General features: G+C 46.0%; 18 protein-coding genes. 6 read left to right on the top strand and 12 right to left on the bottom strand.

The window, feature by feature from the left end:
* The first annotated feature begins 35 nt into the window (after positions 1–35).
* The 4 genes from ACLIIY_RS08270 to ACLIIY_RS08255 all read left to right on the top strand — a co-directional run bounded on the left by ACLIIY_RS08270 (position 36) and on the right by ACLIIY_RS08255 (position 5,851).
* Positions 36–2,390 (top strand): helicase-related protein, encoded by a 2,355-nt coding sequence (locus ACLIIY_RS08270; protein ID WP_434528508.1) that lies wholly within the window; start codon positions 36–38, stop codon positions 2,388–2,390.
* A gap of 119 nt (positions 2,391–2,509) precedes the next feature.
* A complete protein-coding gene (locus ACLIIY_RS08265) occupies positions 2,510–3,268 on the top strand; it encodes a phospholipase A (protein ID WP_005443280.1) in 759 nt (252 codons plus the stop codon).
* Positions 3,269–3,503: 235 nt separating this feature from the next.
* Positions 3,504–3,881: a hypothetical protein gene (locus ACLIIY_RS08260; protein WP_005443279.1), complete on the top strand. Its 378-nt coding sequence runs from the start codon at positions 3,504–3,506 to the stop codon at positions 3,879–3,881.
* Between the two features lie 293 nt (positions 3,882–4,174).
* Positions 4,175–5,851: an alkaline phosphatase D family protein gene (locus tag ACLIIY_RS08255; RefSeq protein WP_434528507.1), complete on the top strand. Its 1,677-nt coding sequence runs from the start codon at positions 4,175–4,177 to the stop codon at positions 5,849–5,851.
* A 104-nt stretch (positions 5,852–5,955) separates the two neighbouring features.
* Here the strand turns inward: ACLIIY_RS08255 and ACLIIY_RS08250 are convergent, their stop codons facing one another.
* The 8 genes from ACLIIY_RS08250 to ACLIIY_RS08215 form a co-directional block, all read right to left on the bottom strand.
* Positions 5,956–7,059, bottom strand: coding sequence for a phosphoribosylaminoimidazolesuccinocarboxamide synthase (locus tag ACLIIY_RS08250; protein ID WP_434528506.1), 1,104 nt, complete (start codon positions 7,057–7,059; stop codon positions 5,956–5,958).
* A gap of 204 nt (positions 7,060–7,263) precedes the next feature.
* Positions 7,264–7,656, bottom strand: coding sequence for a SulA-like leucine-rich domain-containing protein (locus tag ACLIIY_RS08245; protein ID WP_434528505.1), 393 nt, complete (start codon positions 7,654–7,656; stop codon positions 7,264–7,266).
* A 458-nt stretch (positions 7,657–8,114) separates the two neighbouring features.
* Entirely contained in the window at positions 8,115–8,402 is a 288-nt protein-coding gene (locus tag ACLIIY_RS08240) for a hypothetical protein (protein WP_434528504.1), read from the bottom strand.
* A gap of 279 nt (positions 8,403–8,681) precedes the next feature.
* Positions 8,682–8,867 (bottom strand): hypothetical protein, encoded by a 186-nt coding sequence (locus ACLIIY_RS08235; protein WP_009705862.1) that lies wholly within the window; start codon positions 8,865–8,867, stop codon positions 8,682–8,684.
* A gap of 177 nt (positions 8,868–9,044) precedes the next feature.
* Complete coding sequence (locus ACLIIY_RS08230) at positions 9,045–10,025, bottom strand: J domain-containing protein (protein ID WP_009705863.1); 981 nt, start codon at positions 10,023–10,025, stop codon at positions 9,045–9,047.
* A 76-nt stretch (positions 10,026–10,101) separates the two neighbouring features.
* Positions 10,102–10,761, bottom strand: coding sequence for an OmpA family protein (locus tag ACLIIY_RS08225; RefSeq protein ID WP_005443271.1), 660 nt, complete (start codon positions 10,759–10,761; stop codon positions 10,102–10,104).
* A gap of 165 nt (positions 10,762–10,926) precedes the next feature.
* Positions 10,927–11,622, bottom strand: coding sequence for a DUF2786 domain-containing protein (locus tag ACLIIY_RS08220; RefSeq protein WP_005443269.1), 696 nt, complete (start codon positions 11,620–11,622; stop codon positions 10,927–10,929).
* A 153-nt stretch (positions 11,623–11,775) separates the two neighbouring features.
* A complete protein-coding gene (locus tag ACLIIY_RS08215) occupies positions 11,776–12,459 on the bottom strand; it encodes a DUF3334 family protein (RefSeq protein ID WP_418106002.1) in 684 nt (227 codons plus the stop codon).
* Positions 12,460–12,716: 257 nt separating this feature from the next.
* Here ACLIIY_RS08215 and ydiJ point away from each other — a divergent pair, with 257 nt between their 5' ends.
* Together ydiJ and ACLIIY_RS08205 are read left to right on the top strand one after the other, a co-directional pair.
* Positions 12,717–15,752: a D-2-hydroxyglutarate dehydrogenase YdiJ gene (gene ydiJ / locus ACLIIY_RS08210; RefSeq protein ID WP_171370207.1), complete on the top strand. Its 3,036-nt coding sequence runs from the start codon at positions 12,717–12,719 to the stop codon at positions 15,750–15,752.
* Positions 15,753–15,846: 94 nt separating this feature from the next.
* The gene (locus ACLIIY_RS08205; RefSeq protein ID WP_033006935.1) at positions 15,847–16,308 is read left to right on the top strand and encodes a methyltransferase family protein; all 462 of its coding nucleotides are present in this window, start codon (positions 15,847–15,849) and stop codon (positions 16,306–16,308) included.
* A 115-nt stretch (positions 16,309–16,423) separates the two neighbouring features.
* Here ACLIIY_RS08205 and ACLIIY_RS08200 read toward each other — a convergent pair whose 3' ends face one another.
* The 4 genes from ACLIIY_RS08200 to hutG all read right to left on the bottom strand — a co-directional run bounded on the left by ACLIIY_RS08200 (position 16,424) and on the right by hutG (position 21,731).
* Positions 16,424–17,149 carry a DUF3581 domain-containing protein gene (locus ACLIIY_RS08200; protein ID WP_009705868.1) on the bottom strand — a complete coding sequence of 242 codons (726 nt, stop codon included), beginning with the start codon at positions 17,147–17,149 and terminating at the stop codon, positions 16,424–16,426.
* 258 nt (positions 17,150–17,407) lie between these two features.
* A complete protein-coding gene (gene hutH, locus ACLIIY_RS08195; protein ID WP_033006955.1) occupies positions 17,408–18,943 on the bottom strand; it encodes a histidine ammonia-lyase in 1,536 nt (511 codons plus the stop codon).
* Positions 18,944–18,954: 11 nt separating this feature from the next.
* The gene (hutU, locus tag ACLIIY_RS08190; RefSeq protein WP_020194865.1) at positions 18,955–20,652 is read right to left on the bottom strand and encodes a urocanate hydratase; all 1,698 of its coding nucleotides are present in this window, start codon (positions 20,650–20,652) and stop codon (positions 18,955–18,957) included.
* Between the two features lie 65 nt (positions 20,653–20,717).
* Entirely contained in the window at positions 20,718–21,731 is a 1,014-nt protein-coding gene (gene hutG, locus ACLIIY_RS08185; RefSeq protein WP_434528503.1) for a formimidoylglutamase, read from the bottom strand.
* Between the last annotated feature and the right edge of the window lies 1 nt (position 21,732).

The following is a 21,732-nucleotide window of genomic DNA, read 5'->3' as shown; positions in this document are numbered from 1 at the left end:
ATGCCTCGCAATCCATTATCACGTTCTTATCTTTTATGTCTCAATTACCTATCGATAGCTTACAAGCGGAATTTGACCAACTCGTGAATCACCATCATTTGGTGGTTGAGGCCGAAACTGGTTCAGGTAAATCCACGCGATTGCCACTTTGGGCTGCTAATCACGGTCGAGTATTGGTGATTGAGCCACGCCGAATCGCTTGTACCTCGTTAGCTGAATTTCTTGCCGAGCAATCTGGTCAACCTTTAGGTAAGCAGATTGGTTACGCGATCAAGCTTCACGCTCACTATGATGAAAAGACTAAAGTCGTGTTCGTGACGCCCGGTGTTGCGCTGCGATGGTTCGCGGAAGACAAACTGGCTAGCTTCGATATCGTGATGGTGGACGAATTTCATGAACGCCGCTGGGACATTGATCTCCTTACCGCGATTTTAAAGCAAGAAAAACAGCACCGTTTGATTGTCACATCAGCCACTTTAGAAGGCGAAAAACTGGCGAGCTATCTGGATGCCAAGCGCCTGCGTTCTGAAGGGCGTTGCTTTCCTGTCACCGTGATTCATCGCTCGATGGACAGCCGTTATTTGCCGAACAAGAAAGGTTGTGAGAATGATGTTGTGCGCACAGTAAAAGAAGCACTCGAAGACGAAGAGGGCGACATTCTCGTTTTCTTACCGGGTCGAAAAGAGATCACTCAATGTGCACAAATGCTGCAAAGTATTGATGATGTGATGGTCGTGAAGCTGCATGCATCGGTGAGTGATGAAGAGCGCCATCGTGCGTTAACGGTGCAAAAGCAACGTAAAGTAGTGTTGGCAACCAACGTTGCAGAGACCTCTTTGACCATTCCAAACATCCGCGTGGTCATCGATAGTGGTTTGGAACGCAGAACCGTGCAACGAAATGGACGCACAGCACTCACGTTAACCAACATCTCTAAAGCCAGCGCGGCGCAGCGAATGGGTCGAGCAGGTCGTGTTGCTGAAGGGGCGTGTATTCGCTTGTTTGGTGAGCATGCACCGTTGGAACTGGTGACGCCACCTGAATTGCATCGCGAAGAACTCGTAGAACCAATGCTCGCTGCGGCTTGTTGTGGATACAGGCTTTCCGAACTTTCCTTCCTCGATTCTGTACCTGAAAAGTCACTTAACTCAGCACTCCAAATCTTGCAGGGGATGGGAGCGATAGACGAGCAAGGTGACATCACCGAGCACGGTAAAAAAGTTTACCCTCTACCAATTGATGCCTTATTTGCAGACTTAGTGACTCGTATCCAAACCAAATCAGAAAGAGAAGCAATGATCGATTTAGCGGCAGCGCTTTCTGTGCCCGCTCAGTTGTATCAATTGCAAGGCGGTGAGTCTGCCGAAGCATTAGCTCAAGAAGAACCATTTGGCTGTGATGCCTCGTTGATGATTCGCTTGGTGCGAGGGGAGCAACTTCCCGGCATTAACCTTGACGCGAGTGTGCTTGAAGAAGCGCAAGGGTTAGCAAAACAAATGCGAGAAGTGTTTGAACTGCCGGATCTTGAAGTCGCATCGCGATACAAACGTGATGAATTGACCAAAGCCATTGCCACGTTACATCCAGAGCTTATATTTGTTCGCCGAGAACGACGTCGTGACGCGCTAGGCAATGGTTTGATGGAAATGATGGTTGGGCGCAATAGCCGTTTTCCGGAAAAAAGTGAAGCAGCTTTGGTGCTAGATAGCCACAGCGTACCCGGACGAGGTGTAAAACAGACACTCAATCTTGCCTCCGTAATGCTGCCAGTTTCCCTCAATCTGCTGCGAGAATTAGAGCTTGGTGAGTGGCAACAAGGCGAAACCAATTATGAGAAAGAAGCCCCACGCGCGACCATGCATTTGATCTATGCAGGACGAACCATTTGTACGGAATATCAAGCGCTTGAAGGCGAAGTTGCCGTCCAATCTATTGTTGAGATGATTGAAGACGAAACGCTGTTACCGGGTTTTGCTCCATTGAGAAAACAGCAAATTCAGCACTGGAAGATCTATAACGCGCTTGGGTTAAATCCTGAGCCTATTGAAAAAACGGAACTCGACGGTTTGTCTTTCGCTACTTGGTTAGTCGAGCAACTGGAAACGCTTGGCGTAGAAAGTGTGGAAGATATCGAGCTGTTTGAAGCTGATGAAATCCCATTCGAAGGTATTCCAGACTGGGAATATCAAGATTTTGCTGGGCAGTTCCCTTTAAAGTTGATCTTGGCGGAACTGAAACTCGATGTGGAATACTTTGTGTCTCGTAAATTGGTTCATGTCATTTACACCGAAGGCAGCCGAAAAGGCGACCCTAAACGTTGGGAGCTACCACGCTGGGCAGGTTGGAAAGTGCAGTACAAAAAAGCCAGTCGTGTACTTGATGTAAAATAAGGATATTTATAAGCCGGAACGATAATTGCTTTAATCCGTTTCCCTTGCAGTTTATGACCTGATTATTAGGTGATAAGGAATGAATTTGCCGCTCCGGTTGAGCGGCGTGAAGGAAAACGATGAAGTATAAAGCGATTCCACTATTGTTATGTCCGGTACTAGCGTACGGCAAAAGCATCACACACATCTCAACATACGAAGACAACTACGTTCTGGGTACCTATACCACAGACATCAATCAAGACGCCTACAACGAACTCGGTTCAGATATGGACTCACTTCAGCAGTTTGAAGTGAAGTTTCAAATCTCGGCTTCTATCCCATTCTACCGATTCAGTTCCGGTACGGCCTTGATGGGGTCTTACACGCAAAAGTCTCTCTGGCAACTTGCTAACTCTGACATTTCTTCTCCGTTCAGAGAGACCAATTACAAACCTCAAGTGTTTCTTGCACATCAATCAAACATGCTGCTGTTCAACCACTTAGAAGTGGGGTACAAGCATGAGTCAAATGGCCAATCAAGTAAGCTATCTCGTAGTTGGGATCGCCTTTATATCGCAGCAGAGCGTTTTTCTGGTCCTGTTGAATACGGTGCGCACGCTTGGTGGGTGGTCACCACCGAAAATGATGACATGGAAAACTATTATGCCCCGTATGAACTGTGGGCAAAGGTCTACACTGGTGCTGGTGTGTTTAATACCCGAGGCTTCTATAACTTTGCCGATGATAAAGGTGGCGTAGAATTGGGGTACACCTTGTACTTCAATGATATCTTAGGTTTGTATGTTCAGGGCTACCATGGCTATGGTGAAACCTTGATTGATTACGACCATTCACAAACGCGTGTTGGGCTTGGGATCAGGTTGGTTAACTTATAACGCCGATCTGCTTGTATCCCTTGTTGCCCCTTAGTTTTAGTTTGGCGTTTAAAATATTAATCAATTGGATGCTTATATATGGCGAAGCTGTACATCATTTGTTACAAAGCTGGTTTTAATATTTCCTTTTGAGGTTAAATTAGGGCATAAAAGACCATTGTTTTATATCCTATTGCTATATCAAAATAATTGAACGATATTTTGTATATCTCATTTCAGAGTGTCGAGGCATAGGATGGAGCAACAAGGAAAGACATGCATTGAATTCGACTACACAAGCTTCCTAGGGGCAACAGGAAGTAAGAAGTGGACCTTCTTGGAGGCATTCGCCACCATCGCTCCCATTTTTGGCCTGATGTGGAAACAGAACATCGCGGAGTTAAGCCAACCAGAGGATCGCCTTTGGGATGCAGCCTTAAAATCGATGTCTTCTCGTCAGAGCGATGAATCCAATCTAGTGATGTTGGTGAAGCTAGCAAAACATGAAGGGATCCATGAATTACGTGTAGTTATGCCTTATTCGTTAGACTCAAAACAAATAGAGTACATTGAATCTCGAAGTAAACTAAAAGTAGAAACTGCAGAGCAAGATGTGCTTAATTTGAAGCTCTAACACCCAAGGAACATTTCCCCCAAACACAAAAGCGACCAGCAACGGTCGCTTTTTTTATGTTTGTTCTGTTAATTCTATAAATTGGTTTTCAATTTGTTGGAACTGTGATGAATATAGAGTATTTACACTTAAAGTAACAAAAAATTAACATCAAGAAATGCAATTGTCATAACTAGCTTCTAACTTAATGTTTTTTAGAGTAATTAGCCAAACGACCCCAATGCCTAAATTGGCTCGTTACTCAGCGCAGGAAAACGCGCATCGATAAAAACACAATAACAAAGGAAGTTACTATGTCATTGTCTCGCAGAGACTTTATAAAAGTCGTCTCTTCAGGAGCCGTTGCTACCACGCTGACTGCTTGTGGGAGTGATGATAACAATACCGCCACTGCTGCCTCATTCGAGCATGGCGTCGCCAGTGGTGACCCAACTCAAACTCAAGTGATCATCTGGACACGGGTGACTACGCAGGCGAGTTATGTCGATGTTTCTTGGCAGGTGTCTGCAACTGAAGACTTTTCTAGCATCGAGCAAAGTGGCATTTTTACCACAGATACCAGTCGCGATTTTACGGTTAAGGTCGATGTGCAAAACCTTAATCCAAGCTCCCAGTACTACTACCGATTCATGGTGGGAGAGAATACGAGCATCATTGGTATGACACAGACCTTACCGGAAGGCAGCGTGACCAAAGCGTCTATGGCAGTCGTGTCTTGCGCAAATTATCCGGCGGGGTATTTCAACGCCTACAAAGAGATTCTTGTACAGCATCAAAAGGAAGCGTTCGATGTGGTTTTGCATCTCGGTGATTACATTTATGAATACGGCGCTGGTGGTTATGCGAGCGAAGATGCAGCTGCGCTAGGTCGTGAGCCGAGTAAAGGCACAGAATGTATTACGTTAGATGATTATCGAAAGCGCTATGCTCAATATCGCCAAGATGAAGATCTGCAAGCTTTACATGCCGCGTTACCAATGATCGCAGTGTGGGATGACCACGAGTTAGCTAATGATGCATGGAAAGAGGGAGCGGAAAACCATCAAGACAATGAAGGCAGCTTTAATGACAGACGCGCCGCGGCAGCAGCAGCTTGGACTGAATGGCTCCCTGTGCGAGAAAACACCTTCTCAAACATGTTGATTTATCGTCAGTTTGCTTTTGGTGACTTAATCAATCTAATGATGCTCGACACTCGATTGGTAGGCCGCGACCAACCTTTGGATTATTTCTCTCTCACCGCACCAACAATGGAAGCGATTGGTAGCCTAGTCGCTCAGTCACGCAGTACCGAACGAGAACTGCTTGGTACAGAGCAGTTAGCGTGGTTGATGAATGCGTTTAATAGCCAGAATGCAAAGTGGAATGTGCTAGGACAGCAAGTGCTGATGTCACGCATGGAGCTTCCGAGCTCGGTAATGTTAGCGATGTTCCAACTATTTACCGCGACCGATGAGCAGAAGATGGATGCATTATTGGCAGTGAACAATGCAATCGCCGGTTATCTTGCTGACCCAAGTTCGGACACGATTAAGCTGCCGTATAACCTCGATGCTTGGGATGGTTATTACGTCGAACGTGAGCGCGTTTATGAAATTGCTAAAGCGAGCTCTGGCAACTTTGTGTGTTTGGCGGGCGATACACATAATGCATGGACTAGTGAGTTGAAGGATGTGTCGAACAATCCTATTGGCGTTGAGTTCGCGACAAGTTCGGTCAGTTCGCCGGGCTTGGAAGAATATTTAGCGTTGGAGCCGGTTGCGATTGCTCAGATGGAATATTCACTACCGAATTTAGTTTCTGAACTGCAATGGACAGACATTAAGCAACGCGGTTTCATGCGTGTGACCTTTACGCCAGAGAAAGCGCAATCAACGTGGTACATGCTTTCCACCATTAAAGACAAAGACTATCAAGTGACAACCAAGTCGGCATCCACAACGGATGGTCTGACGCTCGATATCGAGTAGGGCAGTAAACGAATACGTTTAGACGGCCGCGCTTGAAATAAGAAAGTCCGCACTTAGCGGACTTTCTTGTTGGTTAATCTATTAGCTCAGTACGGAGGCTGGCTTTAGTCGATTAGACCGTATTCTTTGCTCAAGATTTCGATGATCTCTGCTTTCGGATTATCGCTCAACTTGATTGGTTGCCCTGTGATTTTTTCTGCAATGCCGATATACGTGTGAGAGATATCCATCAAGGATTCCACTGGCAGGTCGTTATCACGAGCAAGAGCTTCACGCTCTGGCATGCGTTCTTTGTTAAGCAGAATATCAGGATCAGGGAAGTGGTTTAGTAAGAACTGACGGAAACCTTCTTTCGAGTTCTCAACGATGTTACCTGCTTGGTATTCTTTCGTATCCCAAATACGTGACGAGTCAGGCGTACCGACTTCGTCCATGTAAATTAGCTTTTCGTTACCGGCAGCGTCGTGCACGTAACCAAATTCAAACTTTGTATCTACGAACGTTTGGTCAACGGCTTCAAGCGCATTGCTGATCACGTTAAAGCCTTCTTTCAATAGCTTTTCGTACTGTGCAATGTCTTCTGCACTTGAGAAGTTGAAAGCTTCATAGTTGTCCACGATGTTTTGGCGAGTGATGTTCACATCATCCGCTTCAGGAACGCCTGGAATGCCTTTCAAGATACCTTTGGTTGAAGGTGTCATTAGTAATTCAGGTAGCGCTTTATCTTTCTCAAGACCTTCAGGAAGCTGAATGCCACAGAATTCACGCTCGCCATTTGCGTAGGCACGCCACATAGAACCTGTGATGTACTTACGGCAGATTGCTTCGATCTTAACTGGCTTCGCTTTTTGTACAATCCAAACAAATGGGTGAGGGATGTCCAAGATATGACTATCAGCAAGGCCGTTGTCTTTGAACAATTTGAACCAGTGGTTAGAGATCGCGTTGAGTGCAGCGCCTTTACCCGGAACACCTTTGAGTCCACCTTCGCCGTGCCAGATACAATCGAATGCAGAGATACGGTCACTGATCACCATGATGGCCAACGGGGCATCAGGAGCGACATCATATCCTTTTTCTTTGATCAGTCGTGCGCTGTCTTCTTCAGTTAACCAGTAAACAGAGCGAACTTTTCCGCTGTGAACAGGCTTGTGGGTGCGAATTGGCAGGTCGTCATTGACGGCAAGTACTTGATTAGCAAGGCTCATTGCGACATTCCTATCATCTTAATCAAACGTCATAAAGAGAAGATATCCAGCGAAAAGAGCACGCTGAATAAATCGAATGAGGGCATCATACCAGAACTATTTTAACTCGCCAGAGAAAAAGCAAACGTTTGCCTTAATTTGTTAAAGCACAAAAAAAGCCCCCTTAAAAGGAGGCGAGATGCAGGATGGATAACGTCGATCTTGTTAGTGGTACTTGTTCACTCTGCCTTCGACGAAAAAGACTTCACACTGATAACGTTGAGCAATATCGCGAAGCATTGATTGATTCATTAGGGCAATCTTGTTCGATGCGACGACAGCGCTAGCGTTACCAGACTGAATAGCTTTAATCACGATTTCCACTTCAGAAAGCTGTTGAGACGGCTTCATCTGAACGATGTTTTGACAGCGAATGTTGGAAGCAGCAAGTTGCTCAAAATCAGGACGAGGGCACTCAGCGGTAAACAGAATCCATTGCTGTTGTTGAGACAATACTGCCAACTTAGAAAGAAGTTGGTCCGACACATCCATAGGTTGTGTTGCTTGTGCCAATACGTTGTAGCGAGAGTATGTATGAGATTGAGTTTGTAACTGCATCTTACTGTTCCTTTATACATGCTGTATGTGTATACAGTAGTTTGTTTTTGATGCCTGATCAACCGATTTTTATGAATTGAGTTGAAAAACTTTCCCGTACTTATGACTTGATTTTCGTATAAGTTGTTGAAATTAAATTATAAAGTGTGATTTTTGATATGTTTTATAAACATGATGAAATGTGAGGTCACCTGCATTCCAGAGCTGTATATACAGGTGGTTACTACTGTATATACAGTAATTTCGGCTTAGCTATACAGTGGTTTTAACCGGTTTATACAGTGCTTTTTCGTGATGGCACGCAGTAGTGTTAGTGCTTTTGAGGAAGAAGAAAGGAAGAGAAAACAAGAAAGGCAGAGACAGAATGTTCAAGAAAGCGCTTTGTTTTTACAGACAACGATAAAAAGCAGGCTGCGAATACGCAGCCTGAAAATACAAGGATCGATGTTTAATAATGGTTAGAATTCGGTTTTTGCACGTGCGATTTCTGTTTCAAATTGACCGATGTTGCCAGCCCTTACAAGCTGAACCATAGTTTGAAACATAGTGCGAATTTGTTCGATGTTACCTGAATTGGCGCGGGAGCATAAACTGCCAAGGTCGGAGTTTGCTAATCGCAATAATCGACTTTTGTTAGGGCCAGAGACTTTTCTTTTAATTGTATTTTTCAAAACCATCAACTCGCCAGTTGCAACGGCTTCAGGAGGCTGGCGAGCAATAATTGCTTCCGCTTCATCTGTGTACATATGGTCACCTATTTTTTGTTTGAGCGACAAAACTATACTCCAGATGTATCGTGGGTTTGACCCGCTGACAGGGAAAACCATCAACATCACTATGAAATAAGTGACACTGTTTTTAATAGGTCAATTAATAGCCGATTTGAGAGTGTGAGAACCACCAGAGGACTAGAGAATGTGATTGCGGAGTGTTTTGGTTGTGAGGGCTTCACGTTCTAATGAAGGATCAAAAAAGCGCCTTGTGATAAGGCGCCCTTGAAAATCAGTTCCGTTGATTTGTTCTATTTAGCTTGCTCGTTGTTCCAAACGCTCGCGCATTTGCAATTCGCCTTGGTTGAATAGGCGGACATCGATTTTCGCGATGTCGTAGCAAGAGCTGCATGAACGATGGTATTTACCATCTACGTAATCATGACGAGTTACAAAGCTAGGTTTTTTACACCAGTCACAGGTGCCTTCTTCAGTGAACATTGATTTTCTCCCCACCTACATAAATTTGAGTCGCTAGGTGTTATTTTTCACCTGGCATTATGGCATATAAAAGATGGTCAAGTTAAATGTCTGTTAATTTGTTTGAGAGGGAGATCGATTGCGAGCCTTTATTTTCTAGGATGAAAAGCTCGCGAGATAAAGGTGTGTGGCTAAGTTTTACTCTTTTGTAACATTTTGTGAAATGGTTTTAAACGCCTGATTTAAACGCTTCATCTCTTCTTCACTTCCCCTAGAATCAGGATGGTAGAGTTTAGATAATTGTCTGTAGCGCAACTTCACTGCTTTACTGTCTGGAATGGTTTGCGGGGTATAGCCAAACATTGCACAAGCGACGAGAAGTTTTTGGTTCTCAGATTGACCTTTTATCTTCTTAAACTCTTTAAATACTTTTTCGAGTTGGCGCTTAAGTTGTTTATTGGCAAATTGAAGTTCTTTCACTTGTGTCTCTAATTGCAGAGAGCGTGACACTTCATTCGCTGCAGTGGCTTTGGTCTTTTGTGTATGCCTGCGGTAACCGAATGCTCCGCCACCAAGAAGCAAAGCAAAGCCCAGAGCGCCAGAAGCATACCAAACGTTGGAGTTTTCAGCTTTCTTTGCTTGTTGAATTTCAATGGTCTCTTTCTGTTCTTCGTCAGTGGCTTGCTTATCCAACTCTACAATCTCAGAAACTTGTTTGGCCCTGAGTTGATTGAAGCGATCTTCCAAAAACTGGTTATAGGCTTCTTCTGCCTGAGGGTTTTTAAGTGCAGACAGTTGATACCAAGCTTCGACAAGATCAGAGTTCGATACTTCCGCTTGATGGTGTTGGACAAAATCGGCCAACAAAAAGCCACGGTCGGTAGGATCGTTTAACGCAACAGAAGTGAACCAATAAATCGCTTGGGTGAAATCCGTGTTGCCAGTTAAACCACGAGCGTAATCTTCTGCTAATTGTTTTTGAGCGGGTAAGTAACCTTGATGTGCTGCTTGTTCTAGCCAATAACGTGCGTCAGTGGGTGATTCTGGATTGGGTTTCAACGCCAGTTGTTGCGCAAGGTCGAATTGGGCTTCAGGTTGTGTCGGGTTCTGAGAAGCAAATGCAGTGCTCGTAAGGCAGGCACTTAAAGCAAAGGTGAGGGCAGTGGTTCTGAAAGACATTGGGTATGTCAGGTCTAGCGAACGACGCTAGACCTGCTCCGGTAATCATTATTATTACCGATATGGTGCAACCAAATTACTTCAGTGGCAAGATCTGGATTTCAACACGACGGTTGCAAGCACGACCTTCAGAAGTTTGGTTTGAGCAAATTGGGTTACGCTCACCGTAGCCACGTGCGATTGCGCGACCTGGTGCAACGTTTTGTGATACTAGGTACTGACGTACTGATTCAGCACGACGCTCTGATAGCGTTTGGTTGTAAGAATCGCTACCTGTGCTGTCTGTGTAACCATCGATCACAAGGCTTGTGTCTGGGTATTCAACTAGGATACGAGCCACACCACGAAGTGTGTTGTGGATGCTTGCGTCTAGTTGGTAAGAGCTTGAAGAGAAGCCAATGCCGTTTTCCATGCGAAGAAGCAGTTGGTTTTCGCCAACACGTTCAACTTGTACGCCAGAGTTTAATAGAGCACGACGCAGTTCCGCTTCTTGTTGGTCGAAGTAGTAACCAACACCAGCGCCTGTAGCACCACCAGCCGCCGCACCAATCAATGCGTGTTTACGACGTTCTTTAGCGTCGTCACCAGTCGCAAGACCAATTGCTGCACCCGCAATCGCACCGATAAGCGCACCTTGCGTAGTTGAGTTAGTTTCGTATTCACCTGTAGTTGCGTTTTGGCGTTGTGTTGCTTGACAGCCAGTAAGAGCCAGCACTAGCGCAAGTGCAATAGACATCTTTTTCAAGGGAAAATCTCCGTATAAGCCGAGGCGCAAGTGCGCCTCATAATGGGATGTGAATTATGGAATAGAAGGTATTGATATTTGTTATGCGAACGTCAGATTGATAGAAGCTTTGTAAGCTTTTTCTTATAGTTGGCGATGTTGTAATCAGTTCCAGAGTTATTTAGAAGGGTTATCCAACATTTTTCTCGCCTGCTCTCCGCCAACACCTCGGTTAACGGAAACTTTGCGGCCTTTTTTCAAGCCGACTTCGTAATCTGCAGTAATGTTCTTCATCGCTTCCTTGAGCTGTTTCTTGAACGTCTCACGGTCGATGTTTTTAAATTCTTTATCAATGTAGTTATTGATTTTGTTTGCGGACTCTTCGTCTGGTGAGATCACAGGTAGCTTTTCGAGCGCACCTTCTACCCAACCAGAAACGAACGAGTTAACACGACGCGTTACTTCCATTGAAGAAGTGCCTGAACCCGCGAAACTATTGCGGAACTGTCCGGTGCTCTCGTTCATCTCACGATAGATAATATCAAAGGCAAAAGCCGCAAAAATCGCGCGGTCTGCTTCACCGATAAACTCCACTCGTTTTAGCCCTTTATGGTTCAGAAGAACCGCCTCAACACCGAACTTAGTATTGATGCCGCGAATCACGCGCAATATCGTCGAGCTAATGCTTGCTGGCAAGAGATGTGAAGACTGAGTCTTACCCATCTTGATAAACTCAATATCGTCCTTATCCAAGCCATATTTCAGCATGAGACGATGCGCCATCTTGATAGCGTTCGCCGCTTCATTAACGTTGGCGGAGTTGCCCAGTTCTAAACACTTGGCGATTTTTTTCAGAGCTTTTTGTTTATCCATCGACGACCAGTACCGGGAACTGAAAATTTAGGAAGTCGGATATATTACCTTTTTTGATGGAAAAACGGAATAACGATGGAGAGGGAAAACTGTGCTGCAAAAAGAAAGCCCCTTATGGAAAGAGGCTTTGAGAAAGGTCGTTGTTTGACAAAATTACAGACCAAGCTGGTCTAGCAGATCATCCGCATCACTTTTTGAGTTTGCTGACTCTGCTGCTTTTTTGTCAGCCATACTTTTGCGAGTGGCTTCTAAAATATCATCCGGGCTTTCATCCTCAGCCACTTCAAACTCTTCAAGTTGGATAAACTCGGTCTTGTCCATCGCAAGTTCTAGGTAGAAGATATTATTGTTCTCTGTAGAGAAGGTGACTCGGCGCGCTTGAGGACGGTCTAGATTGGTATCAACTTGCAGAATCACTTGCTTGTTCAGTGAAAGCATTTTTGGTTGGTTCTGCGTGATGTTGGTCTGAAGCTCTTTACGAATCTTATTGGTGAAGTCGCCGACCAATTGGTTCATCAGCTCACCAAGCACATCGCCCACTTCATCTGAAGTGTGTGAGATCGCTAACTCTTCCTCTGGCATGCCCATATTACGCATGTAGTTGGTGTAAATCTCTAAGGCCGCTTTTGCTGTAAAGTTAATCACAACAAGGCCAGTGAAGCCTCCATCAAACAATACAAAACAACCAAAATCCGGCTTGAGGCTGGTTTTGTTGATCTTTTGCACCATGGCAGAGTAGTTAACTTGAGAAGAGGTTGCTGAAGTAAGTACGCCAGAAACCGACTGGCAAAGTTTTAGAAGGATATCTTCAGTGGTTACAACTTTATTTTTTTTCATCCTGAAAGCTCATATTGAAAGGCTATTTCTTTTTCAATGTAAGGCATCAAGCGTTATAAAATAAAGCATAAGTTTAATTCTTGTATTGAGATTCTGATTTGAACGCCTTTTTAAATGTTGTAAAGTGACGTAATTCAAAGAAAACAACCTCATTCATACCTCTAACTTGCCAGTGGTTTTGGTCGTTGATGGTGAGAATGATTAAAAATTAGATAACCCGCAGCTGATTGGATCAGCGCAGTAGGGGCAGGAAGCAAATGTTACCAAGATTACACTCGCAAACGGATGTCGATCCTCTTGTTCTTAGTTTTCTCAAAGAGCTTGAGCACTCCGGGTTCACTGGCGATATCGAAAGCCAATACTCTAGCCGTCTCGCGGTGGCCACTGATAACAGTGTCTACCAGCAACTTCCTCAGGCTGTTGTTCATCCCAAAACCACCCAAGACGTTTCCCTCATCGGCAAACTTAGCAACAAAGAAAAATACGAGCGTATTACCTTTTCTCCTCGTGGTGGCGGTACGGGTACGAACGGTCAATCTTTAACGAAGGGCATAGTGGTTGATTTGTCTCGCCACATGAACCAAGTTCTAGAGGTAAATGAAGAAGAAGGTTGGGTTCGTGTTCAAACGGGTGTGGTTAAAGACCAACTGAATGATGCTGTTCGTCCGTATGGTTATTTCTTTTCGCCAGACTTATCGACCAGCAACCGTGCAACGATTGGTGGGATGATCAACACCGATGCGTCCGGTCAAGGCTCGCTTAAGTACGGTAAAACCTCAGACCACGTTCTTTCTCTTCAAGCGGTTTTTGCTGATGGTTCGATTTTGGAATCCGACCTTTCTCATGGCTTGCCAAATGAAGGGGAGTTTGCCGATACGGCAATGCGTGTGACGGAATCGGTATGTCGTGACAAGCGCCAACAAATTAACGATAAGTTTCCACCGTTAAACCGCTTCTTAACTGGCTACGACCTTAAAAACGCATTTGATGAAGAGGCAGACAGCTTCGATATAACTCGTGTTTTGTGCGGCGCTGAGGGCTCATTAGCGTTCATCACCGAAGCGAAGCTCAACCTAACCCGCATTCCTAAAGCGCGAACTCTGGTTAACGTGAAATACAACAGTTTTGATTCGGCTCTACGTAATGCGCCATTTATGGTGGAAGCGAAAGCGTTGTCTGTTGAGACAGTGGATTCAAAAGTTCTGAACTTGGCGAAGCAAGACATTGTTTGGCACACCGTCAGTGACTTGATTACCGACGTACCTGATAAAGAGATGCTCGGCATCAACATGGTCGAGTACGCTGGTCAGGATGAAGAGGAGGTGGCTTCTCAAGTCGCGTTCCTAACGGCCAAGCTCGATACCATGCTAGAAACGGAAGAAGCGGGCATCATTGGCTATCAAGTATGCAGTGATGTAGCGAGTATCGGCCGTATCTACAACATGCGCAAAAAAGCCGTGGGGTTATTAGGCGCAGCAAAAGGGCGTGCTAAACCTGTGGCGTTTGCCGAGGACACTTGTGTTCCGCCAGAAAACTTAGCGGACTTTATCGTTGAATTTCGTGACTTGCTAGACGCAAAATCACTTAACTACGGCATGTTCGGCCACGTTGATGCTGGTGTTCTCCATGTTCGACCGGCATTGGATCTATGCGATCCTCATCAGGAAGCCTTGATGCATGAAATCTCGGATGAAGTGGTTAAGCTAGTGGCAAAATACGGCGGCTTAATGTGGGGTGAGCACGGTAAAGGTTTCCGCTCTGAGTATGGCCCTGAGTTCTTTGGTGAAGAACTCTTTACTGAATTGCGCCGAGTGAAAGCCGCTTTTGACCCACACAACAAAATGAACCCAGGCAAGATCTGTACGCCGCTGAATAGCGATGCTGAGCTTGTGAAAGTGACTGACACCAAACGCGGCTACTTCGATCGTCAGATTGACGTACAGGTACGTGATAGCTTCAAGCAAGCGATGGAGTGTAACGGTAACGGCCTGTGTTTTAACTACGACACCAGCTCACCTATGTGTCCTTCAATGAAAGTCACTGCAGACCGCCGTCATTCGCCGAAAGGGCGTGCAGGTTTAGTTCGTGAGTGGCTACGCCAGTTGACTGAGCAGGGCATTGATATTCTCGACTTAGAGAAGCAGACGCTGGAAAACAAAACGTCCATCAAAACCATGATCGACCGTGTGCGTCATTCGATTAACCGTCGTCACGAATATGACTTCTCCCACGAAGTGTATGAAGCGATGAATGGTTGTTTGGCGTGTAAAGCGTGTGCGAGCCAGTGCCCGATTAAAGTGGATGTACCTAGTTTCCGCTCTCGCTTCCTCAATATTTACCACTCTCGTTACCAACGCCCGGCAAAAGACTATTTGGTATCGAACATTGAATCCATGTTGCCATTGATGGCCAAAGCGCCAAGTGTCGTGAATAGTGTGCTCAAGCAATCTTGGGTGCAAAGTCTAACGGCTTCGACGGTGGGTTATGTTGATGCTCCGTTATTGTCTGTACCGACTTTGAAAGAGCGAGTCGAGACGTTAACCACGGCTTATGACCTACAAGCACTAAGTGGCTTATCAAGTGAAGACAAACAAAAGCATGTGCTGATTGTTCAAGACCCTTTCACCAGCTACTACGATGCAGAGGTGGTGGAAGACTTCATCAAACTGGTTAAGAAGTTAGGTATGAATCCGGTTCTTCTGCCATTTAAGCCAAACGGCAAAGCGCAGCACATCAAAGGTTTCTTACGTCAGTTTAAGAACACTGCGCAAGATACCGCGAAGTTCTTGGAGATGGTCGCGGACTTAGATATCCCATTGGTGGGAGTCGATCCTGCGTTGGTACTGTGTTACCGCGACGAGTATGCTGAAGTATTGGGTAGCAAGCGTGGTCAGTTTGATGTGCTGACTGCACATGAGTGGCTTCATCCAAGACTGGACGATTTCGATGCTCTTGAGTCTAAAGAGCAAGCACCTTGGTATCTGTTCGCTCATTGTACTGAGAAAACCAAATTGCCAAATGCAGAGAAAGAGTGGGGAGCTATCTTCGCTCATTTTGGTGCGGTGTTGAACACTGTGCCTGTAGGCTGCTGTGGCATGGCAGGGACCTTTGGCCATGAAGTCGATAAGCTATCGATGTCGCGTGACATTTATGATCTGAGCTGGAAGCCGAACTTGGACAAACTTGACAACGAGCGTTGCTTGATTACGGGGTACTCCTGCCGAAGCCAAGTCAAACGCTTTGAAGGGGTAAAACCTAAGCACCCAGTTCAAGCTTTGCTAACCTTGATATAATGCTTTTTACGAAAGCCCAGTCTAACTGGGCTTTTTATCATTTAAGAACCGTTACTGACGATGACAACGTTTTATTCTCATAAGGATATGAAGATTGAAAAAGCTTGAGCTTAAAGTGCCACCTGTCGCTCTATTTTTGTTGATGGTATTGCTGATGTACTGGCTGAAAGACGTCGTGCCAGAAATGAAAATTACCGTACCGTTTGTTGAGTTTGTTACTGCTGGGCTTGTTTTGATAGCAGGGTTTGTGGGCATTGCTGGTGTTTACGAGTTTCGTAAAGCCAAGACGACAGTAAACCCCGTGAAACCAGAAACTGCTTCGCTGGTGGTCGATACAGGCGTATTCGCTTACACACGCAATCCAATGTATGTAGCGCTTTTGCTTGTCATTATCGCTATTGGTCTGTGGTGGCAACATCTCAGTGTTATTTTGTGCGGTGTATTGTTTGTCGCGTACATGAATCGCTACCAAATTAAGCCAGAAGAACGCGCTTTGGAAAGACTATTCGGTGAAGATTACCTAGATTATAAGAACCAAGTCCGTCGCTGGATTTGATGAATAAACAAACCGCAGATAAAAAGAAAGCCCAGCATATTTGCTGGGCTTTCTATTGAATTTCTTTTTTGGAAAGAGCGGCAGGGTTTGTCTGCTGGAGCGTTGCTTCCGAAGACTAAGCTGCCTTAGCGAACTTTGCTAAGAAGGCATCCTTACGCTCGTTAAAGCGTTGTACCAAATCGTCAACTGCATCTTGGTCGTATGGTTTAAGGCCACTTGCCACCATACGTTTGATGCCTTTACCAACGACTTCACCGTCTTGTTTGAATGCAAAGTTTAACGTTACAACACCACGTTTGCCTTCCACATCAAACGTTGCGCCTGTGAAATCGACTTCTGGGTGAGTTAGGTCTAGGCGACAGAACTCAACTTCCATGCTTTCGTAAATCACCAGTGGACGTTGGCAGTTGATCATCATTTGTTTCTCTTCCATTAGAGGAACCATGATGTGAGGGAAGTTCATGCCAGAGAATTGAACGTAGTTAGTCACCACGTGTTCAATAAATGCTGGATCTTGGTTTGTTTCGCCTTCACGAGACATGTGTAGGTATTCTTTACCTGCTTCATCGACCACGGCGCTTTCTTTTTCACACTTATTTTCGATGTGAAGTGCAACGCCATCATTCACCATTCCAGAGAAATCGAAACGCATCTTTTGGCTTACGCCTTCTTTGCTCAGCAAGACTGCAAAAAGCAGATCGCCCGGGACACAAAAGCGTTTGTTGTCTTCATCGTGAATAGGGTTGTAATCACCAGCTACGCGTTTTGCGAAGTGACTTGCTTGCTCACGAGTGAACTGAAATTGGTGATTAGTGTTTGAAAAATAAGGTGTTAGAAACATAATTTTTACGTAGTAACCAAAACTGTCAGGGATTATATGCGAATATCTGCGTAGCAATGGTCCATCCAGTGAAAACTTCACTGTATCTTAACAATGAAACGATAACGCAGCGGAATAAAGCACCAAAAAGAGCGCTTTTGTTATGCATTATTCAGTATGGCCATAAATCCGCGATTTACCATATTATTGAGGGACTTGATGCGTATAAATACAATAAAGGCTCCAAGAAGGAGCCTTTAGGGTCATTAGCACAATAGATTAATGCACGCTTGGCAGTAAGCTTTCTGGCATCAATGCGTTATGCAAAGCGAGCTTGAGTAGGGCATTGGCTTGCTCAATATCTGGCGCGAAGTAGCGGTCTTTATCGTAGAACGAGACTTTCTCGCGCAGCATTTGCTTGGCAATTTCGATACGCTCAGAAGATTTGTTTGGTGCACGGAAATCCAACCCTTGCGCGGCAGACAAGTATTCAACCGCCAAAATACCACGCGTATTTTCTCCCATCTCTTTCAGACGACGAGCGGCGAAAGTCGCCATTGATACGTGATCTTCTTGGTTTGCAGATGTAGGCAAGCTATCGACAGAAGCAGGGTGAGCCAGTGTTTTGTTTTCACTCGCCAGCGCTGCCGACGTCACCTGTGCAATCATAAAGCCCGAGTTTACGCCGCCATTGTCGACCAAAAATGGAGGAAGCTTAGACAGAGCACTATCAATAAGCAGTGCCATACGACGCTCTGACAAGCTACCAATCTCTGCAATCGCAAGCGCAAGGTTATCAGCCGCCATAGCAACTGGCTCAGCATGGAAGTTACCGCCAGAGATAATGTCGTTGTCTTCTGCAAACACAAGCGGGTTATCTGACACAGAGTTGGCCTCTACTTGCAGAATGTCTGCCGCATTGCGAATTTGCTGTAAACAAGCCCCCATAACTTGAGGCTGACAGCGTAATGAGTAAGGGTCTTGAACCTTCTCACAGTTGGTATGGGATTCACCAATCTCACTGGTCGCTTCTAGTAGGTGTCGATACGCTAACGCCGCATCCATTTGGCTACGATGGCCACGAACACGGTGGATACGTGGGTCGAACGGACGACGGCTACCTAGTGCTGCTTCTACCGACATCGCGCCACAAACGGTCGCTGAAGAGAACAGGTCCTCGGCAATGAATAAACCTTCGAGTGCAAACGCCGTTGACGCTTGAGTACCGTTAAGCAGTGCAAGACCTTCTTTCGGTGCCAGTGTGATTGGCTCTAGACCTGCAATTTGCAGAGCTTCTAAGCCTGAAATGACTTTACCATTGTGACGCGCTTGGCCTTCACCAAGAAGTACCGTACTCATGTGAGCCAGCGGCGCTAAGTCACCCGATGCGCCTACTGAGCCTTTTTGTGGCACGCATGGGTACACCTGCGCATTCACAAGGTCAATCAGCATGTTGATCACTTTCAAACGTAAGCCTGAGAAGCCACGCGCAAGACTGTTGATTTTCAGCACCATCATCAAGCGAACGGTTTCATCTGACATAAATTTGCCGATGCCCGCAGCATGAGAAAGCACAATACTGCGTTGTAGTGTTTCTAGATCTTCTGGTGCAATACGAGTGTTCGCGAGTAGACCGAAACCCGTATTGATGCCGTAAACAGTCCGATCTTCTGCAATCACTCGGTCGACAACTTGAGTACTTTCCTCAATGGCCGGAATGGCTTCTGGATCGAGAGTAAGGTTGACAGGCGAGCGGCTCACCTGACGTAGTTCGTTTAAGCTAATATGGCCCGGCTTTAGCGTTAAATTGAGCATGTCTTTCATCCTTACTTCAGCTTTTTCAGTTCTTCATTGAGCATTGGCAAATCCAGTTTTTGCTCAGCTGCGCATTGTTTTGCGATGTCATATCCCGCATCGGCATGACGCATGACACCCGTCGCTGGGTCATTGTGAAGCACACGAGCAATGCGCTCAGACGCATCATCACTACCGTCACAACAAATCACCATACCTGAGTGTTGAGAGAAGCCCATACCAACGCCGCCACCATGGTGAAGTGATACCCAAGTTGCACCACCTGCTGTGTTCAATAGGGCGTTAAGTAATGGCCAATCTGATACGGCATCAGAGCCATCCATCATACCTTCGGTTTCACGGTTCGGGCTGGCTACCGAGCCAGAGTCTAAGTGATCACGGCCAATAACAACCGGTGCTTTCAATTCACCGTTTTTCACCATTTCATTAAAGGCTTGGCCAAGGCGCTCACGGTCTTTCAGACCTACCCAACAGATACGTGCAGGCAGACCTTGGAACTGAATGCGTTCACGTGCCATGTCTAGCCAGTTGTGTAGGTGAGGGTTATCTGGGATCAGCTCTTTAACTTTTTGGTCGGTTTTGTAGATGTCCTCTGGATCGCCGGACAACGCTGCCCAACGGAAAGGACCAATACCTTCACAGAACAAAGGTCGAATGTAAGCTGGCACGAAACCTGGGAAATCAAACGCATTTTCGACGCCTTCTTCCAACGCCATTTGACGGATGTTATTACCGTAATCCAGTGTTGCAGCGCCGCGGTTTTGCAGCTCTAGCATGGCTTGAACTTGTACAGCCATTGATTGTTTCGCCGCTTTCACTACGCCGGCTTCATCTTGCAAGCGCATTTCTGCTGCATGAGACATGCTCCAACCTTGAGGTAAGTAGCCGTTCAGTGGATCGTGTGCAGAGGTTTGGTCTGTTACTACGTCTGGCGTGATGTTACGTTCCACAAGCTCAGGGAAGATGTCTGCAGCGTTACCTAGTAGACCGACAGAAATAGGCGTGTCGGACTCTTTGATCATCGCCAGGGCTTCATCCAGCGATGTGGCTTTCTTGTCAACGTAGCCTGTGCGCAGGCGGTAATCGATGCGTGACTCGTCACACTCAACAGCAATCATTGAGAACCCCGCCATTGTACCAGCTAGAGGCTGAGCTCCGCCCATACCGCCAAGGCCGCCAGTTAAAATCCAACGACCTTTTGCATCGCCGTTAAAGTGCTTTTTAGCTACCGAGACAAAGGTCTCGTAAGTGCCTTGAACAATGCCTTGTGAGCCGATGTAAATCCAGCTACCTGCAGTCATTTGTCCGTACATCATCAGGCCTTCTTTATCGAGCTCATTGAAGTGCTCCCAATTGGCCCAATGTGGTACGAGGTTTGAGTTCGCAATCAGAACGCGTGGCGCATTTTTATGAGTCGGGAAAACGCCCACTGGTTTGCCTGATTGAACGAGAAGAGTTTGGTCATCGTCGAGTCTTTCTAACACTTCAACAATCTTATCGAAGCATTCCCAATTTCGTGCTGCTCGACCGATACCACCGTATACAACGAGCGAGTGAGGGTGCTCGGCTACGTCTGGATCAAGGTTGTTCATCAGCATACGAAGTGGGGCTTCCGTCAGCCAAGATTTGGCGCGCAGGTCGGTACCGCGTGGAGCACGAATTGTTCTGCTGGTATCAAGTCGTGGATCTTGTCCTTGGCGCTGTGTCATTTTAAGACTCCTTTAGTTTCACGTGTACACCAAGTCTGTGCTTGGCTATTTAATCGTTATTGGGTTTATTTAGGCTCGTCGTTTTTCTCTGCCATAGCATTAGCGATGTCCCAACATAGGCGGGCTGCCAATCGAGCTGTTTGACTATCGACGTCATACGTGGGGTTGTACTCGGCAATGTCTGCCAGCATGAGCTTGTTTTTGTAATGTAGGATTCGATCGAGAAACGGCGAAATGATGTCGTAGCTGACTCCTCTCGCTGCTGGGGCGCTAACACCCGGTGCTGTTGCCGCAGGGAATACGTCCAAATCAATCGTTAGATAGAGGTAATCGCAGTCATCGATAAAGTGCTGTAGCTGCGTTAAATGGTAACTGTGGTTCATGTAGCAAAGCTGTTTGTCTTCCACATACCAAACGTTGAGTTCGTCCGCTTTCTGGAATAGTGCTTTAGTATTGCTGCTGCGACTGACACCGATGCAAGCGTAATGAAACTTCCAATCATTGTGTTGGCAGAAGTGATGGATTTGATTAAATGGTGTCCCTGAGCTCGGTTTTACATCTGCCAGCGAACTTTCAAAAGCGCGTAGGTCAAAATGTGCGTCGAAGTTGATTATGCCAATCTTCGGCTGCTTTTCTGGGTGATGAGTTTTGAAGTATTCGGCCAACCCAGAAAATGACGCCCATGCGATCTCGTGTCCGCCACCAAGGACGACGACAGGTGAATGGGGTAGTGCTTGAGCAACCGTGGCTGCGCATTGCGATTGGCTGCTCTCTAGTAGGTCGTCTTCGCACACGACAGTGCCGAGATCGTAAAGTGGTGCATCTTGGTGCCAAGCGAGATTGGCTAGGGCACGACGGATTAAATCCGGTGACTTTTTCGCACCAATACGGCCTTTATTTCTGGCAACACCCGCATCGGTCGCAAAACCAAGGATTGAGACGCCTTCGCTTCTGCCCGGTAACTCTTCAACAGAAATATTTTTAATCACGTGGTGAACGCGCTTACCCAGTTCTCCATCTTCTGCATCGTGGCGACCTTGCCAGTGAAATGGAGTGGTATTTGGATCTGATTGAGCCATG

Origin of the sequence: Vibrio sp. K4 (genome assembly GCF_051122595.1) — a bacterium.
Lineage (GTDB): Bacteria > Pseudomonadota > Gammaproteobacteria > Enterobacterales > Vibrionaceae > Vibrio > Vibrio owensii.
This window is presented reverse-complemented; position numbering and strand designations above follow the sequence as displayed.

What these genes read in the sequence shown, in the direction of transcription:
- ACLIIY_RS08270 (WP_434528508.1), top strand. Translation starts at nt 36, where the DNA reads ATGTCTCAATTACCTATCGATAGCTTACAAGCGGAATTTGACCAACTC.
- ACLIIY_RS08265 (WP_005443280.1), top strand. Translation starts at nt 2,510, where the DNA reads ATGAAGTATAAAGCGATTCCACTATTGTTATGTCCGGTACTAGCGTAC.
- ACLIIY_RS08260 (WP_005443279.1), top strand. Translation starts at nt 3,504, where the DNA reads ATGGAGCAACAAGGAAAGACATGCATTGAATTCGACTACACAAGCTTC.
- ACLIIY_RS08255 (WP_434528507.1), top strand. Translation starts at nt 4,175, where the DNA reads ATGTCATTGTCTCGCAGAGACTTTATAAAAGTCGTCTCTTCAGGAGCC.
- ACLIIY_RS08250 (WP_434528506.1), bottom strand. Translation starts at nt 7,059, where the DNA reads ATGAGCCTTGCTAATCAAGTACTTGCCGTCAATGACGACCTGCCAATT.
- ACLIIY_RS08245 (WP_434528505.1), bottom strand. Translation starts at nt 7,656, where the DNA reads ATGCAGTTACAAACTCAATCTCATACATACTCTCGCTACAACGTATTG.
- ACLIIY_RS08240 (WP_434528504.1), bottom strand. Translation starts at nt 8,402, where the DNA reads ATGTACACAGATGAAGCGGAAGCAATTATTGCTCGCCAGCCTCCTGAA.
- ACLIIY_RS08235 (WP_009705862.1), bottom strand. Translation starts at nt 8,867, where the DNA reads ATGTTCACTGAAGAAGGCACCTGTGACTGGTGTAAAAAACCTAGCTTT.
- ACLIIY_RS08230 (WP_009705863.1), bottom strand. Translation starts at nt 10,025, where the DNA reads ATGTCTTTCAGAACCACTGCCCTCACCTTTGCTTTAAGTGCCTGCCTT.
- ACLIIY_RS08225 (WP_005443271.1), bottom strand. Translation starts at nt 10,761, where the DNA reads ATGTCTATTGCACTTGCGCTAGTGCTGGCTCTTACTGGCTGTCAAGCA.
- ACLIIY_RS08220 (WP_005443269.1), bottom strand. Translation starts at nt 11,622, where the DNA reads ATGGATAAACAAAAAGCTCTGAAAAAAATCGCCAAGTGTTTAGAACTG.
- ACLIIY_RS08215 (WP_418106002.1), bottom strand. Translation starts at nt 12,459, where the DNA reads ATGAAAAAAAATAAAGTTGTAACCACTGAAGATATCCTTCTAAAACTT.
- ydiJ (WP_171370207.1), top strand. Translation starts at nt 12,717, where the DNA reads ATGTTACCAAGATTACACTCGCAAACGGATGTCGATCCTCTTGTTCTT.
- ACLIIY_RS08200 (WP_009705868.1), bottom strand. Translation starts at nt 17,149, where the DNA reads ATGTTTCTAACACCTTATTTTTCAAACACTAATCACCAATTTCAGTTC.
- hutH (WP_033006955.1), bottom strand. Translation starts at nt 18,943, where the DNA reads ATGCTCAATTTAACGCTAAAGCCGGGCCATATTAGCTTAAACGAACTA.
- hutU (WP_020194865.1), bottom strand. Translation starts at nt 20,652, where the DNA reads ATGACACAGCGCCAAGGACAAGATCCACGACTTGATACCAGCAGAACA.
- hutG (WP_434528503.1), bottom strand. Translation starts at nt 21,731, where the DNA reads ATGGCTCAATCAGATCCAAATACCACTCCATTTCACTGGCAAGGTCGC.